At 63.7% G+C, this 22,428-nt stretch carries 32 protein-coding genes; 16 read left to right on the top strand and 16 right to left on the bottom strand.

All coding sequences use genetic code 11. From position 1 onward, the window contains the following. Positions 1 to 176: 176 nt before the first annotated feature. Entirely contained in the window at positions 177 to 1,022 is an 846-nt protein-coding gene (locus LG306_RS04540) for an aspartyl protease family protein (protein ID WP_404418582.1), read from the top strand. On the opposite strand, the gene LG306_RS04535 is transcribed toward LG306_RS04540, so the two are convergent. Further along, complete coding sequence (locus LG306_RS04535) at positions 1,023 to 1,814, bottom strand: SDR family oxidoreductase (RefSeq protein ID WP_404418580.1); 792 nt, start codon at positions 1,812 to 1,814, stop codon at positions 1,023 to 1,025. A 136-nt stretch (positions 1,815 to 1,950) separates the two neighbouring features. Between LG306_RS04535 and LG306_RS04530 the strand changes: the two genes are divergently transcribed. Beyond that, positions 1,951 to 2,328: a hypothetical protein gene (locus tag LG306_RS04530; protein WP_055754368.1), complete on the top strand. Its 378-nt coding sequence runs from the start codon at positions 1,951 to 1,953 to the stop codon at positions 2,326 to 2,328. Positions 2,329 to 2,381: 53 nt separating this feature from the next. Next, positions 2,382 to 2,936: a lipocalin family protein gene (locus tag LG306_RS04525; protein WP_404418578.1), complete on the top strand. Its 555-nt coding sequence runs from the start codon at positions 2,382 to 2,384 to the stop codon at positions 2,934 to 2,936. Between the two features lie 30 nt (positions 2,937 to 2,966). On the opposite strand, the gene LG306_RS04520 is transcribed toward LG306_RS04525, so the two are convergent. Continuing rightward, positions 2,967 to 3,308, bottom strand: a complete 342-nt coding sequence (locus LG306_RS04520; protein ID WP_295206007.1) for a hypothetical protein — start codon at positions 3,306 to 3,308, stop codon at positions 2,967 to 2,969. A 284-nt stretch (positions 3,309 to 3,592) separates the two neighbouring features. Between LG306_RS04520 and LG306_RS04515 the strand changes: the two genes are divergently transcribed. Beyond that, positions 3,593 to 4,795: a tyrosine-type recombinase/integrase gene (locus LG306_RS04515; protein ID WP_404418576.1), complete on the top strand. Its 1,203-nt coding sequence runs from the start codon at positions 3,593 to 3,595 to the stop codon at positions 4,793 to 4,795. A 220-nt stretch (positions 4,796 to 5,015) separates the two neighbouring features. Here the strand turns inward: LG306_RS04515 and LG306_RS04510 are convergent. The 5 genes from LG306_RS04510 to LG306_RS04490 all read right to left on the bottom strand — a co-directional run bounded on the left by LG306_RS04510 (position 5,016) and on the right by LG306_RS04490 (position 8,934). After that, a protein-coding gene (locus tag LG306_RS04510) for an IS3 family transposase (protein WP_404413560.1) occupies positions 5,016 to 6,205 on the bottom strand; the annotation gives its coding sequence in 2 pieces (ribosomal slippage) (positions 5,016 to 5,953 and positions 5,953 to 6,205; 1,191 coding nt in all). Between the two features lie 201 nt (positions 6,206 to 6,406). Then, positions 6,407 to 7,609, bottom strand: coding sequence for a chromate efflux transporter (gene chrA, locus LG306_RS04505; protein ID WP_404418575.1), 1,203 nt, complete (start codon positions 7,607 to 7,609; stop codon positions 6,407 to 6,409). A gap of 204 nt (positions 7,610 to 7,813) precedes the next feature. Further along, complete coding sequence (locus LG306_RS04500) at positions 7,814 to 8,005, bottom strand: hypothetical protein (RefSeq protein ID WP_404418573.1); 192 nt, start codon at positions 8,003 to 8,005, stop codon at positions 7,814 to 7,816. Between the two features lie 95 nt (positions 8,006 to 8,100). Beyond that, complete coding sequence (locus LG306_RS04495) at positions 8,101 to 8,289, bottom strand: hypothetical protein (protein WP_404418571.1); 189 nt, start codon at positions 8,287 to 8,289, stop codon at positions 8,101 to 8,103. A 198-nt stretch (positions 8,290 to 8,487) separates the two neighbouring features. Then, positions 8,488 to 8,934 carry a hypothetical protein gene (locus LG306_RS04490; protein ID WP_404418569.1) on the bottom strand — a complete coding sequence of 149 codons (447 nt, stop codon included), beginning with the start codon at positions 8,932 to 8,934 and terminating at the stop codon, positions 8,488 to 8,490. Between the two features lie 60 nt (positions 8,935 to 8,994). Here LG306_RS04490 and LG306_RS04485 point away from each other — a divergent pair, with 60 nt between their 5' ends. After that, positions 8,995 to 9,507 carry a TIGR02594 family protein gene (locus LG306_RS04485; RefSeq protein ID WP_404418567.1) on the top strand — a complete coding sequence of 171 codons (513 nt, stop codon included), beginning with the start codon at positions 8,995 to 8,997 and terminating at the stop codon, positions 9,505 to 9,507. Beyond that, on the top strand, positions 9,504 to 9,911 hold the full coding sequence (locus LG306_RS04480) for a hypothetical protein (protein WP_404418566.1): 408 nt from the start codon (positions 9,504 to 9,506) through the stop codon (positions 9,909 to 9,911). The genes LG306_RS04485 and LG306_RS04480 overlap by 4 nt, the downstream gene beginning before the upstream one ends. Before the next feature lie 226 nt (positions 9,912 to 10,137). Here LG306_RS04480 and LG306_RS04475 read toward each other — a convergent pair whose 3' ends face one another. Then, entirely contained in the window at positions 10,138 to 10,353 is a 216-nt protein-coding gene (locus tag LG306_RS04475; protein WP_404418564.1) for a hypothetical protein, read from the bottom strand. Positions 10,354 to 10,499: 146 nt separating this feature from the next. Here LG306_RS04475 and LG306_RS04470 point away from each other — a divergent pair, with 146 nt between their 5' ends. Further along, positions 10,500 to 11,297 (top strand): DNA adenine methylase, encoded by a 798-nt coding sequence (locus LG306_RS04470; protein ID WP_404418563.1) that lies wholly within the window; start codon positions 10,500 to 10,502, stop codon positions 11,295 to 11,297. 71 nt (positions 11,298 to 11,368) lie between these two features. Here LG306_RS04470 and LG306_RS04465 read toward each other — a convergent pair whose 3' ends face one another. The 3 genes from LG306_RS04465 to LG306_RS04455 are packed head-to-tail and all read right to left on the bottom strand — an operon-like array spanning position 11,369 to position 12,555. Further along, a complete protein-coding gene (locus LG306_RS04465) occupies positions 11,369 to 11,875 on the bottom strand; it encodes a hypothetical protein (RefSeq protein ID WP_404418561.1) in 507 nt (168 codons plus the stop codon). After that, complete coding sequence (locus tag LG306_RS04460; RefSeq protein ID WP_404418559.1) at positions 11,872 to 12,357, bottom strand: type II toxin-antitoxin system HicB family antitoxin; 486 nt, start codon at positions 12,355 to 12,357, stop codon at positions 11,872 to 11,874. The genes LG306_RS04465 and LG306_RS04460 overlap by 4 nt, the downstream gene beginning before the upstream one ends. A gap of 9 nt (positions 12,358 to 12,366) precedes the next feature. Next, entirely contained in the window at positions 12,367 to 12,555 is a 189-nt protein-coding gene (locus tag LG306_RS04455) for a type II toxin-antitoxin system HicA family toxin (RefSeq protein ID WP_404418557.1), read from the bottom strand. Between the two features lie 286 nt (positions 12,556 to 12,841). Here LG306_RS04455 and LG306_RS04450 point away from each other — a divergent pair, with 286 nt between their 5' ends. Next, entirely contained in the window at positions 12,842 to 13,120 is a 279-nt protein-coding gene (locus LG306_RS04450; RefSeq protein WP_404418555.1) for a hypothetical protein, read from the top strand. Here LG306_RS04450 and LG306_RS04445 read toward each other — a convergent pair. The 3 genes from LG306_RS04445 to LG306_RS04435 form a co-directional block, all read right to left on the bottom strand. Beyond that, positions 13,117 to 13,698: a recombinase family protein gene (locus LG306_RS04445; RefSeq protein ID WP_404419647.1), complete on the bottom strand. Its 582-nt coding sequence runs from the start codon at positions 13,696 to 13,698 to the stop codon at positions 13,117 to 13,119. The genes LG306_RS04450 and LG306_RS04445 overlap by 4 nt on opposite strands. Positions 13,699 to 13,803: 105 nt before the next feature. Beyond that, positions 13,804 to 14,274, bottom strand: a complete 471-nt coding sequence (locus LG306_RS04440; RefSeq protein WP_404418553.1) for a GNAT family N-acetyltransferase — start codon at positions 14,272 to 14,274, stop codon at positions 13,804 to 13,806. Positions 14,275 to 14,552: 278 nt separating this feature from the next. Next, complete coding sequence (locus LG306_RS04435) at positions 14,553 to 14,966, bottom strand: four-helix bundle copper-binding protein (protein ID WP_404418550.1); 414 nt, start codon at positions 14,964 to 14,966, stop codon at positions 14,553 to 14,555. Positions 14,967 to 15,653: 687 nt separating this feature from the next. Between LG306_RS04435 and LG306_RS04430 the strand changes: the two genes are divergently transcribed. From LG306_RS04430 to LG306_RS04410, 5 genes are all read left to right on the top strand, one after another. After that, positions 15,654 to 17,126, top strand: coding sequence for a hypothetical protein (locus LG306_RS04430; RefSeq protein WP_404418548.1), 1,473 nt, complete (start codon positions 15,654 to 15,656; stop codon positions 17,124 to 17,126). Positions 17,127 to 17,330: 204 nt separating this feature from the next. Continuing rightward, the gene (locus tag LG306_RS04425) at positions 17,331 to 17,717 is read left to right on the top strand and encodes a hypothetical protein (protein ID WP_404418546.1); all 387 of its coding nucleotides are present in this window, start codon (positions 17,331 to 17,333) and stop codon (positions 17,715 to 17,717) included. A gap of 47 nt (positions 17,718 to 17,764) precedes the next feature. Further along, positions 17,765 to 17,980, top strand: a complete 216-nt coding sequence (locus tag LG306_RS04420; RefSeq protein ID WP_404418544.1) for a hypothetical protein — start codon at positions 17,765 to 17,767, stop codon at positions 17,978 to 17,980. 47 nt (positions 17,981 to 18,027) lie between these two features. Beyond that, positions 18,028 to 18,366: a helix-turn-helix domain-containing protein gene (locus tag LG306_RS04415; RefSeq protein ID WP_404418542.1), complete on the top strand. Its 339-nt coding sequence runs from the start codon at positions 18,028 to 18,030 to the stop codon at positions 18,364 to 18,366. Beyond that, positions 18,366 to 19,010 carry an SOS response-associated peptidase gene (locus LG306_RS04410; RefSeq protein ID WP_404418540.1) on the top strand — a complete coding sequence of 215 codons (645 nt, stop codon included), beginning with the start codon at positions 18,366 to 18,368 and terminating at the stop codon, positions 19,008 to 19,010. Before LG306_RS04415 ends, LG306_RS04410 begins: the two co-directional genes overlap by 1 nt. Here LG306_RS04410 and LG306_RS04405 read toward each other — a convergent pair. Together LG306_RS04405 and LG306_RS04400 are read right to left on the bottom strand one after the other, a co-directional pair. Further along, a complete protein-coding gene (locus LG306_RS04405) occupies positions 19,007 to 20,245 on the bottom strand; it encodes a Y-family DNA polymerase (RefSeq protein ID WP_404418538.1) in 1,239 nt (412 codons plus the stop codon). The two genes, LG306_RS04410 and LG306_RS04405, sit on opposite strands and share 4 nt — an antisense overlap. Positions 20,246 to 20,248: 3 nt before the next feature. Beyond that, complete coding sequence (locus LG306_RS04400; protein WP_404418536.1) at positions 20,249 to 20,623, bottom strand: LexA family protein; 375 nt, start codon at positions 20,621 to 20,623, stop codon at positions 20,249 to 20,251. 177 nt (positions 20,624 to 20,800) lie between these two features. Between LG306_RS04400 and LG306_RS04395 the strand changes: the two genes are divergently transcribed. Genes LG306_RS04395 through LG306_RS04385 form a run of 3 tightly spaced genes read left to right on the top strand, consistent with a single transcriptional unit; the run spans position 20,801 to position 22,396 of the window. Next, on the top strand, positions 20,801 to 21,175 hold the full coding sequence (locus LG306_RS04395; protein WP_404418533.1) for a hypothetical protein: 375 nt from the start codon (positions 20,801 to 20,803) through the stop codon (positions 21,173 to 21,175). Further along, complete coding sequence (locus LG306_RS04390; RefSeq protein WP_404418531.1) at positions 21,168 to 22,154, top strand: hypothetical protein; 987 nt, start codon at positions 21,168 to 21,170, stop codon at positions 22,152 to 22,154. The genes LG306_RS04395 and LG306_RS04390 overlap by 8 nt, the downstream gene beginning before the upstream one ends. Beyond that, positions 22,151 to 22,396, top strand: coding sequence for a hypothetical protein (locus tag LG306_RS04385; protein ID WP_404418529.1), 246 nt, complete (start codon positions 22,151 to 22,153; stop codon positions 22,394 to 22,396). The genes LG306_RS04390 and LG306_RS04385 overlap by 4 nt, the downstream gene beginning before the upstream one ends. The last annotated feature ends 32 nt before the right edge of the window (positions 22,397 to 22,428 follow it).

Genomic DNA, 22,428 nt, shown 5'->3' with positions numbered 1-22,428 from the left:
AGCGCGTAGCGTGCCCTGCCCTGGCGAAGGCCCGAGGAGGACAGGCAAGTGCGGCCAGGGTTTGGCGAAGGATCGAGCGTGAAAACGTCGCGGCGCAAGACGCTGGGCCTGCTGGCGGCTGTTCCGTTTGTGTCCGCCCAGACCGCCCGGCGGACCCGCCCGATCAGGTGCGCCTCTTGCAAAATCTGCTGACGCGGATGGGCGTCGGCGTGCGTCTGAACGAGGGCGTGCAGCAGGTCTTCGTCATCGACACCGGCGCCGAGCGCAGCGCGGTTTCGGCCGAACTAGCTCAGGCCTTGTCTCTGCCGCCCGGCCGCCCCGTCATGGTGCACGGGATTACGGCGGCCGAGGTCACGCCGACCGTCGAACTGGCGCAGATCGAGATCGGCCGCCGACGCTTCAGCGACCTGACCCTGCCGGTCTTCCCGCGCGACGCCCTGGGCGCCGACGGCCTGCTCGGTCTGGACCTGCTGTCCCGTTTTCGCCTGACGCTGGACGTCAACGCCCGCCAGGTCGCCCTGTCGCCATCAGGCTCGACCAGCATCGCGTTGACGACCAGCCCCGACTCAACCCGGCCCCAGCAGCAGGACGTGCTGGTCGCTGGTCGTCGCGGTCGCTTCGGTCAGCTGATCCTGACCCGGATCGAGGTCGCCGGCGTGGAGGTCGCGGCCTTCATCGACAGCGGCGCGCAATATTCGATCGGCAATCTGGCCCTGATGCAGGCGATCGACATTGGTCAGGCCCCCGCCTCATCCGAGCCGGTGCGCATGGTCGGCATCGTCGGCGGGGCGGTGACGGCCCGCACCGGCACGACGTCCGCCCTGCACATCGCGGGACGATCGCTGGGCCCGACCCCGCTGCTGTTCGCCGACCTGCATGTGTTTCAGGTCATGGACCTGATCGACAAGCCAACCCTGCTGCTGGGCGCCGATATCCTGAGCCGGTTCAGCCGCATCACCCTGGATTACGGCCGCAGCCGCGTGGCCTTCGGCGGCGTGCTGCGCCGTCGGACGCCCGGCTGATCAGATCGCCTTGATCGCCCCGCCGTCCAGCCGGATCAGAGAGCCGGTGACATAGGCCGCCAGCGGACTGCACAGGAAGGCGGCGGTCGCGCCGAACTCCTCGGTCGTGCCGATGCGGCCGACCGGGATGGATTTGACGGATTCGGCCCGCGCCTCTTGCGGTGTCGTGCCGGTGCGCTCGGCGGTCGCCTGGTCCAGCCTTTCGATGCGCGGCGTATCGATCCGCCCCGGCAGCAGGGTGTTGACCGTCACCCCATCCGGTCCGACCTCATTGGCCAGCGTCTTGGCCCAGGCCGCGACCGAGGCCCGCAGGGTGTTGGACACGCCCAGCGCCGCCGACGGCTCGACCACCGTGATCGAGGCGACGTTCAGGAGTCGCCCCCAGCCGGCCGCCCGCATGGCCGGCAGCACCCGGTCCGTCAGGCGGAAGATCGACAGCACCATCGATTCGAAATGATCGCGCCACACCGCCGGCTCCAGCCCCGACACGCCCGACGGCGGCGGCCCCCCGGTGTTGTTCAGCAGGATTTCGATGTGCCCGCCCAGCAGATCCTCGGCCCGGTCCGTCGCCTTCAACAGCGCCTCATGGTCCGCCAGGTCCGCTGTAACCACGACCGCCCGGCCAGGCCCGGCCGCATTCAACGCATTTGCCACGGCCTGAAGCTTGCCTTCATCGCGCGACAGCAGGGCGACGTGCGCGCCCTCCGCGACCAGGGCCGTCGCCACGGCGCGGCCAAGGCCGGATGAGCCGCCGCAGATCAGGGCGCGCTTGCCGTTCAGTTTCAGGTCCATGGTCTTCTCCGATCCTGTGCAGCCTCCGATATCGGATGCGCGGGTCCCCAGCGCAACGCGGCGTTAACCGAGACGGCGCACCTTCTTCGTCGAGCGGCCGCCCAGACCGCCAGGACAGGCCGGGGAGGGCTCGCCCATGTCGACCAAGATGACGTCCAGCACCCGCCGCCACAGCGACCATTTCGAGCCGCAAGACACCGATCCGCACGAACAGCGTCGCCTGCGCGGGCAGCTGGAGCAGATCGACTACGCCGCCTACGTCGCCAACAAGGAGGTGATCGGGCACGCCCTGACCGGCGTGGACGCCGGCTCGCTGCAAAAGCTGGCGGTCATGACCGCCACGGCCCGCGCCAAATGGGTCGCGGAATCGCTGCGCCTCGCTCACTCCGGCTCGGCCGTCACGCCGGACCAGGTCGCCCGCCTGACCGCCGCCCGCACCGCCTATGACGAACTGGCCGAAGCCTATGAGGCTCTGCGTCGGGTCATCGAACGGGGCTACGTCGCGCTGCGGTGATCTGACGAGGACAAGTGTCCGGAACCGGGCGCCCTCATCGTCGTTCTGCGGCCATGAAAATCGTTCGCACCGCTTCCATCGCCCTGATCGTCGGCGCCGCCCTGGCGCTGGGCGCCTGCGCCACCCTTCAACGCGGCCCCATCGGCAACGCCGCCGTGCCTCAACCCACGAAGCCGGTCGACCTGAACCGCTACGCCGGCCTGTGGTATGAGATCGGGCGTTACGAGAACGGGTTCGAGCGCGGCTGCGAAGGCGTGACCGCCCAATATACGGTGCGCGATGACGGTCTGGTCGGGGTGCTGAACACCTGCCGACAGGGTGCGGTCGATGGTCCGGAAAAGACCTCCGAGGGCAAGGCGAAGATCGTCGAGGGCAGCGACAACGCCAAGCTGAAGGTATCCTTCTTCGGCCCCTTCTACGTCGGCGACTATTGGGTTCTGGACCACGCCGACGACTATTCCTGGTCCATCGTCGGCGAGCCGTCGGGCCGCTACCTTTGGCTGCTCAATCGCAACGCGCAACCCTCGCCCCAGACCCGCGAGACCATCCTGAACCGCACCCGCGCCTTGGGATACGACCTGACGCTGGTCCGGCCGACCCAGCATTGATCGCTAGCCCTGTCGGCTGGCTCGTCTGGTTCAGCGCCAGGGAGGATTTTCGGAATAGGCGCTCCTGAAACGCTCCCGCGCCCTTTTGACCGGCGGTAGAAAGTGTCCCGCCAGGGTGAAGCCAGCGCAAAGCGCCAATATGGGCGTGAAGAAGCGACCGTCATCCAGATCACTGATCGAACTGGCGAAAAGCAGCGCCAAAAACGGGATGGCCGGAACATTCATCACCGCGATGTCCCTGAAACGATCAAACTTCGTGCCGGGATACCGGCGATGGCTATCGTCGGACGCTACCGCGAGCCCGACGAAGGCGGAGATCGCCACAAAGGCGGCTACGACGACAACGATCAGCAAGACATCCAGCGCAGCCATCATACACCCCAGACGAGACAGAACGCAGGCTGACGGGTGCGCCGGATGATTTCCAGCCAGTAACGCTCTGTCTGATCAGGAACGCCTGGTGGAGCCGAGGGAATACCGACCTGTATTCGCGAGGGTCCACATCAGTCCAGAAGATGCCCACCACCATTGACGATGCGCGCCGCGTCGTCCGTAAGTGTCCGTAGCGGTGCGGCTCAAGCCGCGTCCGCTTTTAGGGTAACTTTTAGGGTAAGGCAGAACGCGCCAAGAACGCGAGTTCATGCTACGTTCTACTTATGGCGCGACCGACCAACCGTCTGACACACCGCTTCGTCACCACGACGAAACAGCCCGGCCTTCATGCCGATGGCGGTGGTCTGTATCTGGAGGTCGATAAGAGCGGCGTCGGCAAGCGCTGGACCTTTCTGTTTCAGTGGCGCGGGGCGCGCAAGCAGATGGGTCTTGGTGGTCTGGCGGTCACGTCACTGGCCGAGGCGCGCGAGATCGCCGAGGAAGCCCGGCGCCAGGTCGCTAAGGGCGTCAATCCCATCGAGGCGAAGAAGGCGGCCCAAGTCGAGGGCGTGACCTTCGGCGACGTGGCGGATGATCTGCTGAAGGCGTTGGCGCCGGAGTGGAAGAACGCGAAGCACCTCTACCAGTGGAAGCAGAGCCTAACCGTCGAGGCAGCCGCTCTTCGGCCGCTCGCCGTTGATGCCGTCTCGACCGAGGACGTGCTGGACGTGCTGAAGCCGATCTGGTCGGTGAAGCCGGAAACCGCATCGCGCACGCGCGGACGGATTGAGCGGGTGCTGGACGCCGCCAAGGCCAAGGGCCTGCGCAAGGGCGAGAACCCGGCGCGCTGGAAGGGCCACCTGTCCCTTCTGTTGCCGAAGCGCCAACGGCTGACACAGGGCCATCACCCAGCCATGCCCTATGAAGCGGCGGCCGACTTCATGGCCCGCCTGCGCACCCGGCCGGCGCTCGCCGCGCGCGCCCTGGAGTTCACGATCCTGACGGCCGCCCGGACGAGCGAGACGATCTTCGCCCGGCCGGGTGAGGTGGATCTGGTCAACAAGGTCTGGAACGTCCCCGCCGACCGCATGAAGATGAAGGTCGCGCACCGGGTGCCGCTGACCGACCGCGCCGTCCAGATCGTGACGGAGCTGATGGAGGAAATGCCGAAGGCGGATTTCATCTTTGCCAAGGCTGACGGCGCGGCCCTTTCGACGGCGGCGATGTCCGCGCTGTTGGAGCGCATGGGTGACGACGCCTACAGCGTCCACGGCTTCCGCTCGACCTTCAGGGATTGGGCGGGGGAATGCACGGCCTTCGCGGACTCCGTCGCCGAGGCGGCGCTGGCGCATAGGGTCGGGGACGAGACGGAGCGCGCCTACCGGCGCGGCGATGCCTTCCAAAAGCGCATCAAGCTGATGGATGCCTGGGCGGGCTACCTGGACCGTCCGAAGTCCGCGACGGTGGTCGAGATGCGCAAGGCCTGACCCCGATGCATCCCCGGCTCGCAGAAGGCTCGACTCACCGTTGCAGTCGCGCCTATCAAGGCGAATGTCGCGCGAATACATCGTCTACATCGACGAAGCAGGGGATGAGGGTTTTGGAAAACTCCGGGGTGACGGCCAGGTCGGCGGTCAGTCTCACTGGCTTGCCATAGGTGGCTGCGTGGTCACTGCCGAGGATGACCGGTGACGTGACCCCCGTTTCTCATCCAGCCATAACGAGAGTCCTTGGTTGATCTGAACTGGGGTTGGCGGGGTTGGCAATAGGCCGGTCTGAGCAGCCATCAACCAGCGCAGCAGACCGGCCGCTCTGTCCGGTGAGCGCCTGTGCGTAGGCCTTCGGCGTCAACCATCCCAGCTTCGAGTGAGGCCGGGTTTCGTTGTAGTCGCGCCGCCAGGTTTCGAGGACAGCCCGGGCGTGCGGCAGCGATCGGAACAGCGTCTCATTCAGCAGCTCGTCGCGCAGCCGACCATTGAAGCTCTCGTTGAAGCCGTTCTGCTGAGGCTTGCCCGGCGCGATGTAATGCCAGCTCACGCCGGCGTCGTCGGCCCAGGCCAGGATGGCGTTGGACGTATATTCCGTGCCGTTGTCGCTGATGATCGTATCCGGGCGTCCCCGCCGCAGGATGATGGCGTCCAACTCGCGCGCCACCCGTCGCCCTGACAGCGAGGTGTCGGCGACGAGCCCGAGGCACTCGCGCGTGCAGTTGTCGATCACCGTCAGGATGCGGAAGCGCCGCCCGTCCGTCATCTGGTCGGAGACGAAGTCCAGCGACCAGCGCTGGTTCGCGACCAGGGGAATCTCCAGCGGACGCCGCGTGCCTATGGCGCGTTTGCGCCCGCCGCGCCGGCGCACCGTCAGCTTCTCCTCGCGATAGATCCGCTGGACGCGCTTCTTGTTGACCGCATGCCCCTCGCGCCGAAGCATCACGTGCAGGCGGCGATAGCCGAACCGCCGTCGCTCCTGGGCCAGGGCCTTCAGCCGATCCCGCAGGACGCCGTCGTCCGGTCGCGTCGCCTGATAGCGCACGCTCGTCCGATCCACGCCCAACACCCGGCAGGCCCGCCGTTCGCTCATCGCGTAGGCCGACTGCAGGTGCGCCGCCGCCTCTCGATGCGCAGCGGGCGTCACCACTTTTTTCCCAGCAGATCCTTCAGCGCGACGCTGTCCAGCATCGAGTCCACCAGCATCCGCTTCAGCTTGGCGTTCTCCTCTTCCAGCGCCTTCAGACGCCGGGCCTCTGACACGTCCATGCCGCCATACTTGGCCTTCCACTTGTAGAAGGTCGGTGAGCTCAGCCCGTGCTTCCTGCACAGGTCCGCCACCGGAACGCCGGCCTCCTGCTCGCGCAGGATCCCGATGATCTGCTCTTCCGTGAACCGTGATCGCTTCATTCTGTCCGTCCTTTCGAGGGGCGGACTCTAGCTATTCCTGGAGGAGTTTAAGGGGGTCACGTCACAGAGATGGCCGCTTTGAGGATGAAGTATAGCATAAGGTTCAACTGCCAGTCGGCTTGTCTGTCCGCAATGGCTCTGGAGTGTCCCGACTGACCGGCAGCCGTATAAAAGAGACTGCGGTCAGAAAGGTGAGGTCGTCTATCGCCGGAACAAGAGCCACCCGGCGATGGCCGCACCCGTAAGCACGAGCGCGACGGCGTATCGGCTTTTCCAAAACCACACCGCTGCGAAGGCACCCAAGAAGATCGCTATCGCGAAAGGAACTGAAGGAACGCGCTGGAGCGTCGCCCAACCCAACTGGATGCTTGTCGCCGCGATAATCCCCACGACTGCGGCGGCGACACCTGACAGGACGCGATGCAGTCGTTCGTCGCCGACGACGGCTTCCAGACGCTCATAGAAGATCATCGAGAACGCGAACGCTGGAAGGAACACGCCCACCGTCATCGCGAGCGCGCCGACCCATCCGCCGACCACGAAGCCGACGAAGGTGCAAAAGATCACGAGGGGGGCGGGAATGATGCCGGCGAAGGCGATCCCGTCGAGAAACTCTCCGTCACTGATTTGTCCGCGACCCACCGTGTCAGCCCGGACGTAAGGTATCGCCGTATAAGCGCCCCCGAACGTCAGCAGACCCGCCTTCAAGCCGGTCCAAAGCATCGGCAGCGCGCCGGTCGAGGAGACAACGTCAACGTTCCCCGTGGAAAAATGTCGCCCTTGGAGATGCAGACCGAGCGCGAGGATCAGGGCCGCGATGGAGACGACAGCGGCCAGGCCATGGCGGCCTGCCTTCACCAAGGCGTAGGCCGCGCCACCCCCCATGAGGACGATCCAGAAGGCGACGCCGAGCAGGGTCGCTCCAAAACCAAGGATGGCAACTACCCAAAGCCATCGGTCTTCCAGAATGTGCGAGCCGATTTTATGAACGGCCCGGACGATCACGGCCACGACTGCGGCCTGAACGCCTAGGAACGCTCCGATCAGAATGCTCATAACAGGCGAAAGGGCGACGTAGACCCAGCCGATCCCGAGCATGATCACGAAGCCGGGAAGCATGAAGCCAAGGCCGGCGAGCAAGCCGCCGATACGACCCCGCGCTCTCATGCCGAGGTGGACGCAAAGTTCATGTGCTTCCGGTCCGGGCAGGACCTGAAGAACGGCCAAAAGCCGGTTGAAGTGCGCGTTCGAAATCCACCGCTCCTCATCGACAAGTTCGCGCCGGATCATGGCGATCTGCGCGACCGGACCTCCAAAAGCGAGCAGGCCGAAGCGAAGGAAGCGCGTGAAAATCGCCTGAAGCGAAAGGGAGGGAGGGGTCGCGTCGGCGTCGAGGATCGTCACAAGCATAGCTCCGGTTCCTGCGCGGGTGGCGCAGAGAGAGGAGCGGAGCTTGGACGGCAAACCGTCTGGTCGGGCGTCCGCGTGTGCCCGCTGGACGATGCTACTGCGGTAACGCTCGACTGCCAAGCGCAAACAACTTCCGCTTTGGGTCGAAACACGACGTCGGCTCCAGCGCGGAAAGCGGGCCTTCGGCGCCTTGGTGATTCAGGCGAAGGTCTGCGCGATCAGCTGATCCGTCAGGTCCAGGTGGACTTCCAGCGCTGCAATGGCCTCGGTTCGGGCACGCTCTGCGGCAGATCGATCGCCCGCCGTCAGATGGGCTGCAAACTCGGTGATCTTCGCCGTCATCAGCTGTTCCGCGCCCATGGCGCGCCGCTCCAGCGTCCCGTCATCCATTCCACGTCCCCAAAGGCTTTGCGGCCCGGCCGTTGATGTCCTCGCCCAGCCGGGCCGCCTGACGCAGTTCGGGCACGAGCCGCGACCCCGTTGCCTTAGTCGGTCTTCCGACCTTTGTCAGCGGAGGGCGTACGCGCGGCATTCGCCTCGATCACTTCCGCCTTGTCCTCAAGATCGGTCGCCATCTGATCCAGCAGCGCGAGTGTGCGCGGGCAGTTGATCGCGCGCTTTAGCTCTCGATAGCGGCGGGCTTCGTCTCTCAAGGCACGGGCAGCGAACGGCATTTCGACCAAACTTCGCTCAGGACGACCGGTTCGAGCGCTGCTGCAAAAATCTCAGATCAATGGAGACTGTCCATGCATTGTGTCCTGGGCGCGAAGTCGCGTGGCGAACTGTCAGCTTGTGTGACCGCCTCGGCTGAAGCGCTGATCAACTTGGATGGCCTGGTTCTGGATATGCGGAATGGTCCTAGGCTGATCGGGTCAGAAGACGTCGATCCAGCGTATCCCATCATGGCGGTCGAACTCGAAGCGAAACTCCCGAAGTAGGTTTCGACCCAATATCATTTGGTGCGCCCTGCCTTGGCTGGCCTCGGCAGCGACGATCTGCGTGACGAAAGATTTGCCGGTTCCCCTGAGAAGCAACTCGACCAGATAGACGGAGGTCACGCCAAGACCTTCGATACTGATGAACGGCATCGATTGTTGCAGTTGGGCGTGCGGCGGCACCAACGAACGGTCGATTACGCACAGGTCGGCACCGGTGTCGATCAGAGCCATGGCTGCACCTTCCGAGGCACCCCTCTGGGCAATGTCCAGTCCGAATGAAAACTGAATGGCGACGCAGGGCGAAGCCAATGGATTGGCTGGATCATGAACGCCAGCCTCGTTGAGCGCCAGAACCGGCGCTCTCCACATCACCTGATCCACGACATCTGCTCCTGAGGGTTAGCTCGGGCGCTCAAACACCACGAAAACCGGAGACTGACCATGGCCTCGAAAGAGCCTACCTGGCTGGCGTTCGCCCGCCAGCAAATCGGCGTGCGCGAAATCGTCGGACCCAAACACAGCCCGGTCATCATGGGCTGGATCCAGAAGCTCGGCGCCAAGGTGCTGGGCATCAAGGTCGTCGATGACGAGACGGCGTGGTGCGGCACCTTCGTCGCCATGTGCATGATGATGGCTGGGCTGGCGTCGCCGGCGATCGCCGTTCGCGCCTCGTCCTGGGCGACGTGGGGCCGTGAGCTGGTCGGGCCGCGTCTGGGCTGTGTCTTGGTCCTCACGCGCACGGGCGGCGGTCACGTCGGCTTCTACATCGGCGAGGACGCGACCCACTTCCACGTCCTGGGCGGCAATCAGGGCAATGCCGTCTCGATCACCCGCATCGCCAAGGATCGGCTGGCCAAGGGCGGCATGCGCTGGCCGGCCGGCGTCGTGCTGCCGGCGGTTCAAGTGATCCGTCTCAACGCCGCCGGCGTGCCCGTGACGGTGAATGAGGCATGACCCGCACCCTTACGCCGCTGGGCTGGCTGATCGCCGGCATTGCCCTGCTGATGGCGGTCGCGCTGATCGCCTGGGGTTGGAACAATCTCTGGGCTTGGCTGCCGTGGTCGGCCGAGGCACGTCTGGATCGGGCGGAGGCGCGGGCCGATCGCGCAGAGAGCGACGCGTCGGCGCGCGGTCTGGAAGCCCAGGGCAACGCCGAGCAGGTCCGACGCACGGAAGCCTATGGCGACATCCGCGTGCGCGTCGAAGCCGCCACCGCCGAATCCATCACTCAAGCCCGGAGCGCGCCTGATGCGACCGATCTTCTCGCGGCCGATCGCGCCGCTCGCCTTCGCGATCATGACCGCCGCCTGTGCGACATCGCCCCGGCCGGTTGCCCCGCCTCGCCTGGCGCTTCCTGATGCGGCGACCCAGCCCTGCCCTCTGGCTGTTCTCCCGGCGAACCCCACTCAAGGCGACCTTGACGCCGCCTACGCCACGCGCGGCGCACAGATCGTCAACTGCGATGGCGCGCGGCGGCTCGCCGTCGAAACGCAGCGGGCCGAACATCAGCTGATTGATGAGTGGCTGAAGCTGGAGGAACGGCGACGCCAGGGGTGGCTACGCCGCATCCTACCGAACTAGGCCTCAGTCGACCGGCTGGACATTTGCATCCGCAGCCTCAGCGAATAGCGCCTTGGCCTGTGCCAGAGCCCGCCGCTGCACCTCGCTCTCCTTCTGATCTCCCTTGGGATCGAAGGGGAAGCTGACGTTCACATATACCCCTCCATCCGAGAGCGACACGTCGCAACGCTTCTGGGCGAACTGAACATTCAGCGCCTGGATTTGCCAGTTTCTCTTCATGTGTTTCCTCCGTTCGAAACGACGGGGGTTAGGGTGTTAGCGCACCCGAACCGCAGGCTCTGACCCCTGCACCTTCGACGGCGCGCGCCGTCTCCAGTCCCGTCACCCGTGCACCGGGCGGGATCGCTTAAGGCAGAACCACCCCAATGGAGTCGAGTCTCTTCTCGGCCGTCGCATCCGTGCGCCCGGCCGCTCCCTACATCGGCGGCAAGCGAAACCTCGCTCGCCGCCTCGTCTCGCTGGTCGAGACCATCCCCCATCGGACTTACGCGGAGCCGTTCGTGGGGATGGGCGGCGTCTTCTTGCGCCGCCGGCTGCGTCCACAGGCCGAAGTCATCAATGACTGGAGCCAGGACGTCGCCACTTTCTATCGCGTGCTCCAGCGCCACTACGTGGCCTTCCGCGATATGCTCCGTTTCCAACTGACGACCCGCTCTGAGTTCGAGCGGCTGATCAAGGTCGATCCCTCGACCCTGACCGACATGGAGCGCGCCGCGCGCTTCCTCTACCTGCAGAAGACGGCTTTCGGCGGAAAGGTCGCGGGCCGAAACTTCGGCGTCTCTCATCATCGGCCCGGCACATTCGATGTGACGAAGCTGGGCCCGATGCTGGAGGTATTGCACGAGCGCCTGGCCGGAGTCGTGATCGAACGCTTGCCGTTTGATGCGTTCATTCGGCGCTACGACACGCCCGAGACGCTGTTCTATCTCGATCCGCCCTACTGGGGCTGCGAGGGCGACTACGGCGCCGATCTGTTCGGCCGCGACCAGTTCGCCGTGCTTGCCGACGTGCTGGCCAGCATCAAGGGCCAGTTCGTCCTATCCCTGAACGATCGCCCTGAGGTTCGGCAAACCTTCGCCGCCTTCGACATCGAGAGCGTGAAAACGGCCTACAGCGTCCAAGGCGGTGGCCAGTCCGCCGGCGAGGTCATCGTCCGAGGCTAAGTCGACGGCTTGCCGACTAAAGCCGACTAAGCCCGCCCGTCCCATCCGGGGCGGGCGGGTCTTTTTTGCGTTCAGGCGTCCTCGTCGGATCTGCTCCGTGCAACCGGATGCGGATCGGGCACCTGAGTAAATGGCAGGTCGATCTCGCGGGCGTCAGCAGCGTCGCCGGAAGCCTTCATCTCCTTCATGAAGTCGCGCGTGTCGTCGTCCCGATACCCGTTCTTCCTGCTCCAATCGTTCATCCACCGGACGCGCCGCAGATAGCCGGCTGCGTTCAAAAAAGCGCCGTGCGGCAACGCTGTATACTTTCCGGCGTGGATGGTTAGGGCGACCGCAAATGCCGTGATCAGATCTTCGATATCGACCCAGCTATGCGACGACCCGATGTGGCGCAGGCGTTCGGCCATCGGCTCGTTCGACCCATCCGTCAGGTGGCCCAGCGCGGCGGCCGCCACGTCGTAGTCGTGGTCAATGACAGTCTCTAAGCCGAACGACGTCACGCACCACTGGCGCCCGGCCCAATAAACGGTCCGCTCCTCGCGCGGCTCCGGAGCGTCTTCTTCGAAATAGTCGGTCATCGGCTGGCACCGTTTCCGTTGGTGTTGATCCACTGCCGAGCGGCCAGCGCCAGCAGACCGGAGCGTGTCAGGCCATTGGCTTGAGCGGCGGCGTCGACCCGGCTGAGGAGCCGCGAGTTCATGGTCATGTTGATCCGCACGGCGGGAGTGGAATCCTCGACCTTGGCGCCGGGATTTTCGACCGGGAACATGACGATGCGCACGACCTGGGAGCCGGGCCACTCATCGGCGTCGAAAGCCGTCACGGGGCTGGGATCGGGAATATCGAGGCCATCCTCGATCATGCCTTCCAGATGAAGCTCCAGGGCTTCCTGTCCACCCGTCACCGTCTCCTCGAAGGTCTCGGCGGCCGACACGCAGCCGGGTAGATCAGGGAAGTAGACGCCAAACGAGCCGTTCAGACCTCGCTCGACCACACCCATGTAAAACACCTTCGCCATCGTCGTCTCCATCGTCATCGTCGTCGTCATCGTCGTCGTCATCGTCTGGCCTCACCCGAAGGTGAGGCCGCTCGTCTTCTCTATCGACCGCAGCGTCCCTATCGGGAGGTCACGCTTAGGGTGCGGAACGGTCACAAGGTTCGGATTGCCGGGCTTGCGAAACTGGCAGTGCGATCCGCGCTGGCGAACCTGTTCCCACCCGTTGGCCTTCAGAACCTTGATGACGTCCGCGCTCTTCATGTGAGTATTTATACACACGGCCACAAGGCTCGCAACGATAAATGCGCATCAGTGTGTATTATCTTCGGCGACGCCAAACCCGGCGAGCAGAAATCGTATTTAGGGTATCGTTTAGGGTAACGCCGCGCGCCGGTGCGCAGCGGCTTGAATAGATTGAACTAATCGAAGGTGCCTGGTGGAGCCGAGGGGACGGCCGTGTGGTCGCTTTCGTCGGTCATGGTGGCAGTGTGCGACTCGGTTGGTTAGGAGGTCGCCAAGGCTCTGATCGGACGGGGAGAAGGTCAACGTGTGGAAGCTGGATCACGTCGTCTCCGCGTCCGATGTTGACGCCGAGGAGCAGCGGCTCGCCGAGGTTCTGGCCGAGGCGGGCTACGATGTCGGGAAGCTGTCGTTGAACGCGCTGGCCCAGCAGGTTCTGGCCGAGCGGGCGAAGGCGGTAGTGATGTCTATCGGCATCGAGCCGTCGAACTGGCCGCACTATCCGCTCGGCAATGGTGGCGTCGAGGTGCGCTTCCAGTTCAGCCGGGAGGAAGATCAGGTGAATGCGAAGCTGGCTCTGGCTTAAGCCGGGACGCTCTCCATCGACCGCTTGATGGCGGTCACGGTCATGGGCGACGCACGATGCAGTCGGGCGGTGGCCCGGATGCCCTGACCGTCTCGCAACGATTTCCTGATCGCTTCCACACGGTCCTGCGGCATGGGCTTGCGGCCGCTCTTCTTGGTCGTGCGACGAAGGCCGCTCATGATGCGCTCACGGATCATGGCCCTCTCGTAGGAGCTAAACACCGACAGCATCTGGAACATCATGGCGCCCGAGGGCGTCGAGGTGTCGAGGCCCTGCGTATGGACGTAGAGGTCCACGCCTTTAGCTTGGATGTCGCCGAGGAAGTGGATCAGATCGGGCAAGGACCGGCCGATCCGGCAGACCGAGAAGGTGGCGATGAGGTCGAAGTCCTTGCGGGCGACGCCTTTGAGCAGAGCGTCAAAGGCTGGTCGTTTGTCCCGTCCCTTGGCCCCGCTGATACCCTCGTCGCAGAAGGTGGCCACCACCTCCCAGTCCTGACGCTCGGCGACGACCAGTAGATCGCGAAGCTGGTTTTCGACGGTCTGGTTCTTATCGGCCGTCGAGACACGGGCGTAGATGGCGACGCGCTTGGTCAGGGGTGTTCTCCGATCTGGTGATGGGAGAACAAGCTCTCATGGATCGGTGGAGCGTCAATCAGATCGGTTTCGGGCGACGACGAAGGCTCAAAGGGACTTGGCCATTCGGTAGTTGCGGAAGGTCTGCCCTCGCAGTTCGACGTCCTGCGCCTCGATCACCTCGAACCCATGGCGCTCGAAGAACGGACGCGCGGTGATGCTGGCTTCGGTGAATAGGCGGACGATGCCCTGCTCGTTGGCGCGGGCGTGGATGTGATCCAGCAATGCTCGGGCAACACCTCGGCCTTGGTGATCGGCATGGACGAACAGCATGTCGATGTGACCATCCGGCTCCAGATCGCTGAAGCCGACGATCCCGCTTGCTTGCGCCACATAGGTCGGACGGCTTCCCAGTCGGGTCGCCCAGTGCTCGCGGTTCACCGCCACCGGCGCCCAAGCCTCGATCTGGGCCGGGCTGTAGTCGCGGCTGGCTACCTGCCTGACCGACCCCGCGAACAGGTCGATAAGGGCGTCGAGATCGGCCTCGTCATAGGCCCTGATGTGAACTGCTGCGCTCATTGGGCAGCGACTGCCATAGATGACGCTCTGCGGCTACGCTCGGCCGTCTCAGACACGCGAGCCGGGGCTGCGCCTCCTCCAAATCGGCGATGGCGTCATACTGGAAGGCGAGCCGCAGATAGCGCTGACGGTGTTCGACAACGGAGGTCTGGCGCGCCAGTTCACGCGCACGGATCGCTCGCTCCCGATTATAGCTGCTCGACCGTCGCCCCATCTGCCGCAAACGCAGACGCAAAAAGATCGATCCTTCACCAAGCTCGGCGAGCGCAGCTATTCGCTTATTGCACCGTCTGGGCGAAGGTCTGGCGAGCCTCTTGGCAGGCGCGTTCACAACGGCGGCAGGCTTCTCCGCAGATGCGGCAGTGTTCCATCTTGTCGGCGTGCATCTCGCACTCCTCGGCGCACAGGCGGCAAGCGTCCTCGCAGACCTCCAGCATGCGGGCGATCAGTTGTTCGTTCGACCCTGTGCGCCGGGTGCCGAGTGTGCCGGTCGTGATGCAGACGTCGGCGCAGTCCAGACAGGTGCGGATGCATTGGGTCATCTGCGCCACCATCTCTTCGCCCAGACAGGCGTCGGCGCATGAGGTGCAGGTCTGCGAGCAGTCGTAGCACTCCTCGATGCAGCGGATCAGGGCGTCGTTGGTGCTGCCTTGGACGTGCGGGTGCGTGGAAATCATCTCATGCGCGTGCATGTCGGCTCTCCTTTTGAATGGAGCCGATTCAACAGGTCGCGCGGTGCGCCGTTCCACTCCCCGGCGCCGTCCCCTGAATCAGATGGAAGCGGGCACGAAATATCGACCACGCCAGCATTGGGTTTGCGGGCCGTGAAACACAGCGATTTCCACCCCTGTTTCCGAGAACGGCGCCAATGGCGCCAATAGCGCCAGTAGCGACCAAAATCTGTCGCTCGCGTGCTTGGTCGGCCTTCGGCCACGTCACCTGAATTTTCTGGTTCACGAGATCAAATCGATCAAGGCCATCGCTGGTCGAAGGCGAGCGGCTCGTCCGCGACGACATCGACCAAGGCGAACGACGTCGTGGCCGAAGGACACGGCTCGTCCACATCAACCAGATCAGGCTGAAGCCTCACCACCACCATCAGCGAGGCGACCGCCTTCGGCGATCACCTGCGACAGGGCCGTTCGTCTCGACTTCGGCTTCGCCTCGTTCGGCCGATCAGCCCCGTCGATCTCTCCAGACCTCGGTCACCTCGTCCGCGAGAGCCAAGGCCCGAAAATGTCGCCCATGTCTTCTAAGAGAGCACGCAGGCGACATTTTCTTCAGACCTTCCACGCCACAGCTTCGCGACGATCCAGCCAGCATGCCCAACACCCTGTTGGCGCTATTGGCGCCAATGACAGAGGGGGAAGGAAGGGGACGTGGGATTGCGGAATGCAGCGGGGAAGATCGAAATCGAGGTGCTTTACGGTGCTCCCGGGGCCGGAAAGAGCGTCGCAATGCGGGAAGAGGCACTCGGTGTTCCCGGCCTCTATCTGTTCTGCCTTCCGACGATCCCTCTGATCCAAGAACAAGCCCAGACCTTTCGCAAACTGCGGCCCGGCCCACACGTCGAGATCATCGAGGCGCGTTCGGGCGAGGGCGGTGGGCGGAGCAAGGTTCAACGCCAACTCGACGACGCACGGGCTAAACTCGCGGCGGATGGGACCACTCATGCCGTCGTGTTCATGACCCATGAGTCGATGATGACGTGCGATCTATCCGACTTCGTAGATTGGCATATCCGCATCGACGAGGTGCCCAATGCGGTCCAAACCGGCAAGGTCACTATCGGGACAACCGAGACGCGGAGCTTCTTCCACAGTGCGTTCACGCTCGATTCTGTCGGTGATGACTGGGCGCACGCCAAGCTCAACAACGCTCAAGCCAATTGGAAAGACCGCGCTGGCGATGCACTCCTCAGTCGCCTCGGTGAATTCTTCAAACTCGCGGCCCGGCCGCAGGGCGCCTTCGTCAACGTCCAGTCGTGGAAGGACGTGAAGGAGTTTCAGTGGGTGTCGTTGTGGTCGCCCACCTTCCTTGAGCACGCGGCATCGCTGAAGATAGCGGCCGCCGCCTATCTCGACAGCCTCGGCTACAAGGCGGCCAAGAGGTGGTGGGGTGACGAAATCGAGGAGAAGACGACCTCGATACCCCTCGACAGGAAGCCTCGGTCGGGCAGGCCGACCATCAAGGTTCACTATTTCACGGAAGGTCACGAGGGGACGAGTAAGTTCTGGGGAACCAGCGACGGCCGCCGGATGATCAAGGCCGTCTGCGACTACCTCGTTGAACATGTGCCTGATCTGGGATTCTGGTCAGGGAACGAGGACGTCCGCAATCTGATGGAATGGCGTGTCGGCGGCGTGCTAACGAGGCCGAAGATCGCCGGATCGAACGAATACCGTGATCTTCGAAGCTGCGCCTTCATCTACAGCAGCAAACGTCTTCCCGGCGACGCCGCGCTGAGCGGCCCATTGTTTGATATGTCAGAAGTCGATGTCCTTGCCGCCCGTGAGGATGAGGACATTCACCAGTTCGTCATGAGGGGCGTTGTTCGCAATGAGTCCTATGGTGAGGGCTACGACTGCTACGTTTACTCAAAGCGTCAAGCCGAGGCGTTGAAGGCCAAACTGGAACGCATCGCCACGTCAGTCGATCTGGTCGCCGTCGAGAGCGCGGGCATCCTGACCGAGACCTTCGGAAAATCGAAATCGCAGTCAGGGGGGAGCAAGTCCGCCAAGCCGGTCGTGCGGGTTCCCGGAGCCAAGGGAAAAGGGGATCGCCATCCAAAGTCGAAGGCCCGTCAGGAGCAGCGACAGCGGGCGAAGGAAAGGGCGAAGCAGACGCCTTGACGCCGATCATGGAGAGGATCGCCCCATGACCGGAACCGGCAGGCAAGCACGAAGGGTCGAGGGGTTTGTGGATCGAAGGGCTTTTGGCATCGGCAGGAGAGGTTACGCGACCTCCGGGCAAATTGGGGTAGCCAGTTGACGTGGGATCATGCCCACATTTGCCCGTGCGGCGATCATCTGATGATCGCATAAGCGGAGGCCACCTTGTTCGCCATCATCTGCGCGATAGCCGTGGCTGTCGCCTTCTTCGTGATCGTGTCACAGCAGTCCAAACGGCTGGCCGACCCGAGAGATCAAACCGTCGTCTATCTCGACGACCTCGCGCCTCTCGTGATGCTTGAAACGGGCGGTGCCTTTGTGCTGAACACCTATCGGCAGAGCGGCAACCCCTACTCTGACGGCAAGGTCTATGAGACGCCCGACGCGGCCTTGGCCGCAGCGTTGGCGACCTTCCGCCGAGCGAAGATCGACGCGGTAGCTATTCGTCTGAACACGGCAAATCGACTGGATGTTTCGCGCGCGTTCTTTGACCATCGGGGCCGGGCTGAGGGCAAGAAAGTGGGCGCTTTTGAGATCATCCGCGTGGTGTAACAACAGCCAAGCTGGACTTCGCCAATCGTTGGTGTTCATTTACATGAATGGGCCGCTTCCTCGACAAACTGTCGCGCGACGATCCCGCCTACGAACTTTCGGCGAGCGATGACGGTTACACGCTCATCAGCCGCGCGGGTCATGAAGACGAGTTCAATGAACTCGCCCGTGATCTCATCGACAATGCCGGAAGCGAGTTCGTCGTCCTGCCAAGCTCTGACGGACAGGTCGGCTACGAGCGCGTCTTCATAATTCCGATCTAAGCATTCCGGTCTTGGGTGGGACGATAGCTTCGCGTTATGTGAGGACCATGCCCGCCATTCCCGCCTCTGACATCGACACCAAGATTGGCGCGAGCGTGCGCGACCGCCGGGAAGCCCTCGGCGTTACGCAGGCCCAGCTTGGCCAAAGCGTCGGCGTCACCTTCCAGCAGATTCAGAAATATGAGCGTGGCGCCAATCGCATATCCGCCGCAGCATTGCTCAGGATCGCGGACGCGCTTGCATGCAGCGTCGCCGATCTCTACGGCGACCCCGATCCGGCAGGGACGTCTATGTCGGAGCGCGCCATTCTCAAGCTGTGGCAGCAGCTTCGCGAACCGCAACGTGATGCCGTGGTCGCCATGATCCGCGAGTTCTTGAAGCCCTGATGTGCGGGCGGTTCGAAACGACGGGCAAATACCAGTGGGCTGAAATCCACGCCGCGCTGTCTGCCTACGCTCCGGTCACGACGCCGCCGCTCAATCTCGACGAGGACGACGATGTTCGCCCCACCACCATGCAAGCGACCGCCCGGCTCGAAAGCGACGGCTGGGTGGTCGAGAAGATGCGCTGGGGCCTCGTGCCCTTCTGGAGGTCTGGGAAGCCTCTCAAGGACACCGAGAAGGGCAAGGGCGACGGCTTCAAGCTGACGACCTTCAATGCCCGCTCCGAGACGTGCGCTGGGACTTCGACGTTCAGGGAAGCCTTTGCGAAACGCCGCTGCATCGTCCCGGCCTCAGCGTGGTTCGAATGGACCGGAGACAAGGGATCGAAGGTCAAACACCGCTTCACCCGCGCTGACGGCGATCTCCTATGGTTCGCCGGTGTCTGGGATCACGTCATAACGCCCGACGCGGGCGAGTTCGGATCGTTCACGATCATCACGGGTCCGTCGAACGGATGGCTGGGCAACTACCATTCAAGGGCGCCGGTGATCTTGGAGCGCGAGGATTGGGGGACGTGGCTGAACCCGTCCACGGACGCTCGCGACTTGTTCGCGGCCGTGCGTCCCGCACGGTTCGTGCTGGGTTAGGCCCGAACCTCCATCAGATCGCTGAGCCGCGTGGTGTATCTTGGCGAACGGTTGTTGGCCCGCGTGGACCATGGTGTCGTCTGGCGTATCCCGCCCGGCCGCAGCGTTCCTCGACCGAAGCGAGCGTTTACCGCGTCCAGCGCAGTCATCAACTTTTCTGATCTGACTGGATCGACGGTCGGCAGCAGATCGCGGGGTGCGTCCTGTGGGGCTTGCAAATCCAGCAGGATGACGCCCGCCTTGGCGTAGCGCGTGTCAGGTTTCCACATTGACCGACCGGCCGAGACAGCCTGACTGATAATGGCGAAGCTGTCGGCGGTTGGCTCGATCTCGAACGACCTCTGGCCATGATACCAAGGGTCGCCGTTGTGCGGGTGGGTGTGGAAGAAGACCTGCATCGCGCTCGCGACCAGACCATGCTGGCGACACTTCTCGGCCGCCCGAGCGGCGTGGGCCGCCAGTGCCTCTCGCATGTCGGTCCACGTCTCCACCGGACGTCCGAACATCCGTGTCACCGCAGCCGTCTGCTTCTGATCCGGCGCCAGCGTGAGGGGCAGACACGACACGCCGTTCAACTCGGCATGGGTTCGCTGTCCTGTGACGGTCATCAGCTTCCGAACGCTCGCTGATGGCAGTGCAGCGAACTGCTCGACCGTGAAGATGCCGAGTTCGTTGAGCTTCGTCTGGTTGGCTCGGCCAACCCCCCAGATTTCGTCGATGGGCATGGTGGCGAACGCCTCGCGCCGGATGTCGATGTTGCTGAAATCGGAAACGCCGGTCGCCGTTTTCGCGTGCTTGTTCGCCAGCTTCGCCAACGTCTTGGTCGGCCCTATGCCGACGCACGTCGGAATCTTCGTGATCCGGCGCACCCGGTCGCGAACGCGGCGGCAATAATCTACCCTCGCGAAGGCAGTCAGGTCCAAGAACATCTCGTCGATAGAGTAGGGTTCGACCCTTGCGAAATGGTCGGAGAGAACTTCGAGGACCCTCCGGCTCATATCTCCATACAAGGCATAGTTCGAGCTTTTGGCGATGACCTCTCGATACTCCGGCTTGCGCTTCGACAGGTGCCAGACCTCGCCCATCCTGATCCCGAGGGCCTTCGCTTCCGCCGATCTGGCGATAGCGCAGCCGTCGTTGTTCGACAGCACGATCACCGGCTTACCGATCAAGGTCGGGTCAAAGGCTCTTTCGCACGAGACATAGAAGTTGTTGCCGTCGATCAGGCCGAACATGGGTCAAACGTCTGTCCTGACCAGCGCGGCGATCATGGCCCACACTTCCGTTTCGTCGCAGACCGGCTGCGGTGCGTCATTCGAGGGTTCGAGCCACCACTGCCCATCCTTCTCGATGAGGATCGCGAGGACCACATCACCATGCAAGAAGGCGACGCAGACCTTCCCTGACCGTGGCTCGGCGTCGGTGTTGACCACGAGGATGTCGCCGCCATGGATGCCGCGCTTCCGCAGCCCCTCGCCCTTGACCCTTACCGCGTATCGCTGGGGCCGCCGTAGCTCCAGTAGTTCGGCGAGATCGGGCACCGCCTCGACGTGATCCTGCGCCGGGCTTTGAAAGCCCGTCGTCTCGGCACCTTTGTAAGCGGGTTCACCCATGCGGGAACATATGCAGAACATGAGCAAGAGCGGAAGGGCACTAATCACGCCGCGCGAAGACGCTTGTTGGCGACGCTGGGGAGAAACTCCGGCCCCTCGGCCGCAATGCGACAGCGATCTGGTTGACGGTTTCGGCTTTCATGAGACGCTCGAACCTCCACAGCAAATGGAGGTCGCTTGGCGCCAGTCGAACTACCGCTGCGATGCCTCGCCGTCCGCGTCGTCTTCGACAAGCCGGGCGAGATCAATGGCATTGAACTGGAAGCTTTCCTGAATGAGGTTGCTGGCCGTCACCAGTGGCTCTCGACGACCGAATGGCTGTTCGTCGATCCGCCCCCTGAGGCGGGCGACTGGCCGACTGTGCCGGTCGTGATGCCCGAAGAGGTCGCGGTTCGTGCGATCCTCGAAGACCTTACCGGTGATCCGCCACGCATCCTGTTCGACCACCAGACCACGCCCGCCGAGGGGCGGAAATGGCGCTGGGTTGCGTTTCAGGTTTCTCCCAATCGCGAAGGTCAGGGCTACTTTCCATGGGAGCGCGTCCATGCGTGAGAAACTGCTGGGATGGGCGACCGACGCGCTGGTAAAGCTGGATGACGAGGCACCGGGAATTCTCGCGAGGGTTCTTACGGCGGCGCCTTCGCGGCGTCAGGCCATCTTCGCCGCTCTCGCCGCGCGGGAAGAAAAGGTCGGTGTTTTCGATGTCGGCGACGGTCCGTTTCCGGTGTCGTTCGCCGAGATCATTCGTCACGGCCGGGCCAACGACATCCTGCGACGAGCGTTCGGCGCCGTGCCCGATGGTCTATCGGGATTGCTGGCGCAGATCGGCGAGCGACCGCTCCCCCGCCCCAAGGACTACATCGTCCTGCATGATCTGCTCGTGGACGACGATGTGCGCGGCGCCGACGCTTTGCGCGGCTCCGGGCGGATCACCTGCCGAAAGCTGGAAGTTTTGCATACGCTCGATCCGCGATGGCGCCACGCCAACGCGCTCGAACGTCTCGACACCGGCGCCGAGGCCATGACCTTCAATAAGGCCGTAGCCTTCGTCCAGTCGGTAAACACCAAGGCGTCGGACGAGGCGGTCGCTGGAGCTATCGCGCTCATGCGGCCAACGTCCTCTCTGCCTCGGCTGCTCGACCGCTTGCTTCGTCGAGCCGACCGATTGCCGCCCCATCCTGTTCAACAGGGGGACAGCGAATTCCGGCCCCTCGCCTCCATGCGCGATCTGATGGAAGCGGGCCGGAGATACCGAAACTGCCTCGTCCACCGGATGGCCGATGTTGCGGCGGGGAAGATGGCCGTGGCTGAGTATCGTGCGGAATGCCTTGTAGAGTTCCGGCCCCTGACCCGAGGGGCGGGCTGGCTGCTGCGTGACGTCCACATCGAGCGAAACCGGCCCGTCCCTCTGGCCTTGATCGCCGAGGTTGAGGCGAAATGCGACCAGATGGGCGTCCCCCGGATCGATGATTCGGGCGACGGCGGTTGGAAGAGCTACCGTCGCTTCACCGGCGAGTTGGAATGGGGGTGAACGGCATGGGGAAGGCAAAGCAAACGCATGAACGACGCCTGACGCGTCGCATCAACAGGATCGAGCGGCAAGCCGTCCTGATGGCAGGTCGCTCATTTGACCTCGGCCTCGACGAGGCCACGCTGATCCGCATAGAGGCACGGCTGCAAATGTTCGACGCCCAGCGTGAAAAGCTGATTGAGGAGCGAGCGTCCATGCGAAGGGGGGCGGTGGGCAGCACCGCTCCCCGGCACACAAAGTGAACAAATCGCTGGAAAGGGAAAGAGAACGGACA

The sequence above is a fragment of the Brevundimonas vesicularis genome (genome assembly GCF_044807075.1).
Taxonomy (GTDB): domain Bacteria; phylum Pseudomonadota; class Alphaproteobacteria; order Caulobacterales; family Caulobacteraceae; genus Brevundimonas; species Brevundimonas vesicularis_G.
This window is presented reverse-complemented; position numbering and strand designations above follow the sequence as displayed.

Excerpts from the sequence above, each read along its gene's own strand:
- LG306_RS04475 (WP_404418564.1), bottom strand. The coding sequence starts at position 10,353 with ATGAAGAGAAACTGGCAAATCCAGGCGCTGAATGTTCAGTTCGCCCAG.
- LG306_RS04530 (WP_055754368.1), top strand. The coding sequence starts at position 1,951 with ATGTCGACCAAGATGACGTCCAGCACCCGCCGCCACAGCGACCATTTC.
- LG306_RS04480 (WP_404418566.1), top strand. The coding sequence starts at position 9,504 with ATGACCCGCACCCTTACGCCGCTGGGCTGGCTGATCGCCGGCATTGCC.
- LG306_RS04500 (WP_404418573.1), bottom strand. The coding sequence starts at position 8,005 with ATGGATGACGGGACGCTGGAGCGGCGCGCCATGGGCGCGGAACAGCTG.
- LG306_RS04420 (WP_404418544.1), top strand. The coding sequence starts at position 17,765 with ATGGGCCGCTTCCTCGACAAACTGTCGCGCGACGATCCCGCCTACGAA.
- LG306_RS04460 (WP_404418559.1), bottom strand. The coding sequence starts at position 12,357 with ATGACGACGACGATGACGACGACGATGACGATGGAGACGACGATGGCG.
- LG306_RS04400 (WP_404418536.1), bottom strand. The coding sequence starts at position 20,623 with ATGGGTGAACCCGCTTACAAAGGTGCCGAGACGACGGGCTTTCAAAGC.
- LG306_RS04455 (WP_404418557.1), bottom strand. The coding sequence starts at position 12,555 with ATGAAGAGCGCGGACGTCATCAAGGTTCTGAAGGCCAACGGGTGGGAA.
- LG306_RS04470 (WP_404418563.1), top strand. The coding sequence starts at position 10,500 with ATGGAGTCGAGTCTCTTCTCGGCCGTCGCATCCGTGCGCCCGGCCGCT.
- LG306_RS04535 (WP_404418580.1), bottom strand. The coding sequence starts at position 1,814 with ATGGACCTGAAACTGAACGGCAAGCGCGCCCTGATCTGCGGCGGCTCA.
- LG306_RS04410 (WP_404418540.1), top strand. The coding sequence starts at position 18,366 with ATGTGCGGGCGGTTCGAAACGACGGGCAAATACCAGTGGGCTGAAATC.
- LG306_RS04440 (WP_404418553.1), bottom strand. The coding sequence starts at position 14,274 with ATGAGCGCAGCAGTTCACATCAGGGCCTATGACGAGGCCGATCTCGAC.
- LG306_RS04465 (WP_404418561.1), bottom strand. The coding sequence starts at position 11,875 with ATGACCGACTATTTCGAAGAAGACGCTCCGGAGCCGCGCGAGGAGCGG.
- LG306_RS04485 (WP_404418567.1), top strand. The coding sequence starts at position 8,995 with ATGGCCTCGAAAGAGCCTACCTGGCTGGCGTTCGCCCGCCAGCAAATC.
- LG306_RS04520 (WP_295206007.1), bottom strand. The coding sequence starts at position 3,308 with ATGGCTGCGCTGGATGTCTTGCTGATCGTTGTCGTCGTAGCCGCCTTT.
- LG306_RS04495 (WP_404418571.1), bottom strand. The coding sequence starts at position 8,289 with ATGCCGTTCGCTGCCCGTGCCTTGAGAGACGAAGCCCGCCGCTATCGA.
- LG306_RS04515 (WP_404418576.1), top strand. The coding sequence starts at position 3,593 with ATGGCGCGACCGACCAACCGTCTGACACACCGCTTCGTCACCACGACG.
- LG306_RS04525 (WP_404418578.1), top strand. The coding sequence starts at position 2,382 with ATGAAAATCGTTCGCACCGCTTCCATCGCCCTGATCGTCGGCGCCGCC.
- LG306_RS04405 (WP_404418538.1), bottom strand. The coding sequence starts at position 20,245 with ATGTTCGGCCTGATCGACGGCAACAACTTCTATGTCTCGTGCGAAAGA.
- LG306_RS04415 (WP_404418542.1), top strand. The coding sequence starts at position 18,028 with ATGCCCGCCATTCCCGCCTCTGACATCGACACCAAGATTGGCGCGAGC.
- LG306_RS04390 (WP_404418531.1), top strand. The coding sequence starts at position 21,168 with ATGCGTGAGAAACTGCTGGGATGGGCGACCGACGCGCTGGTAAAGCTG.
- LG306_RS04435 (WP_404418550.1), bottom strand. The coding sequence starts at position 14,966 with ATGCACGCGCATGAGATGATTTCCACGCACCCGCACGTCCAAGGCAGC.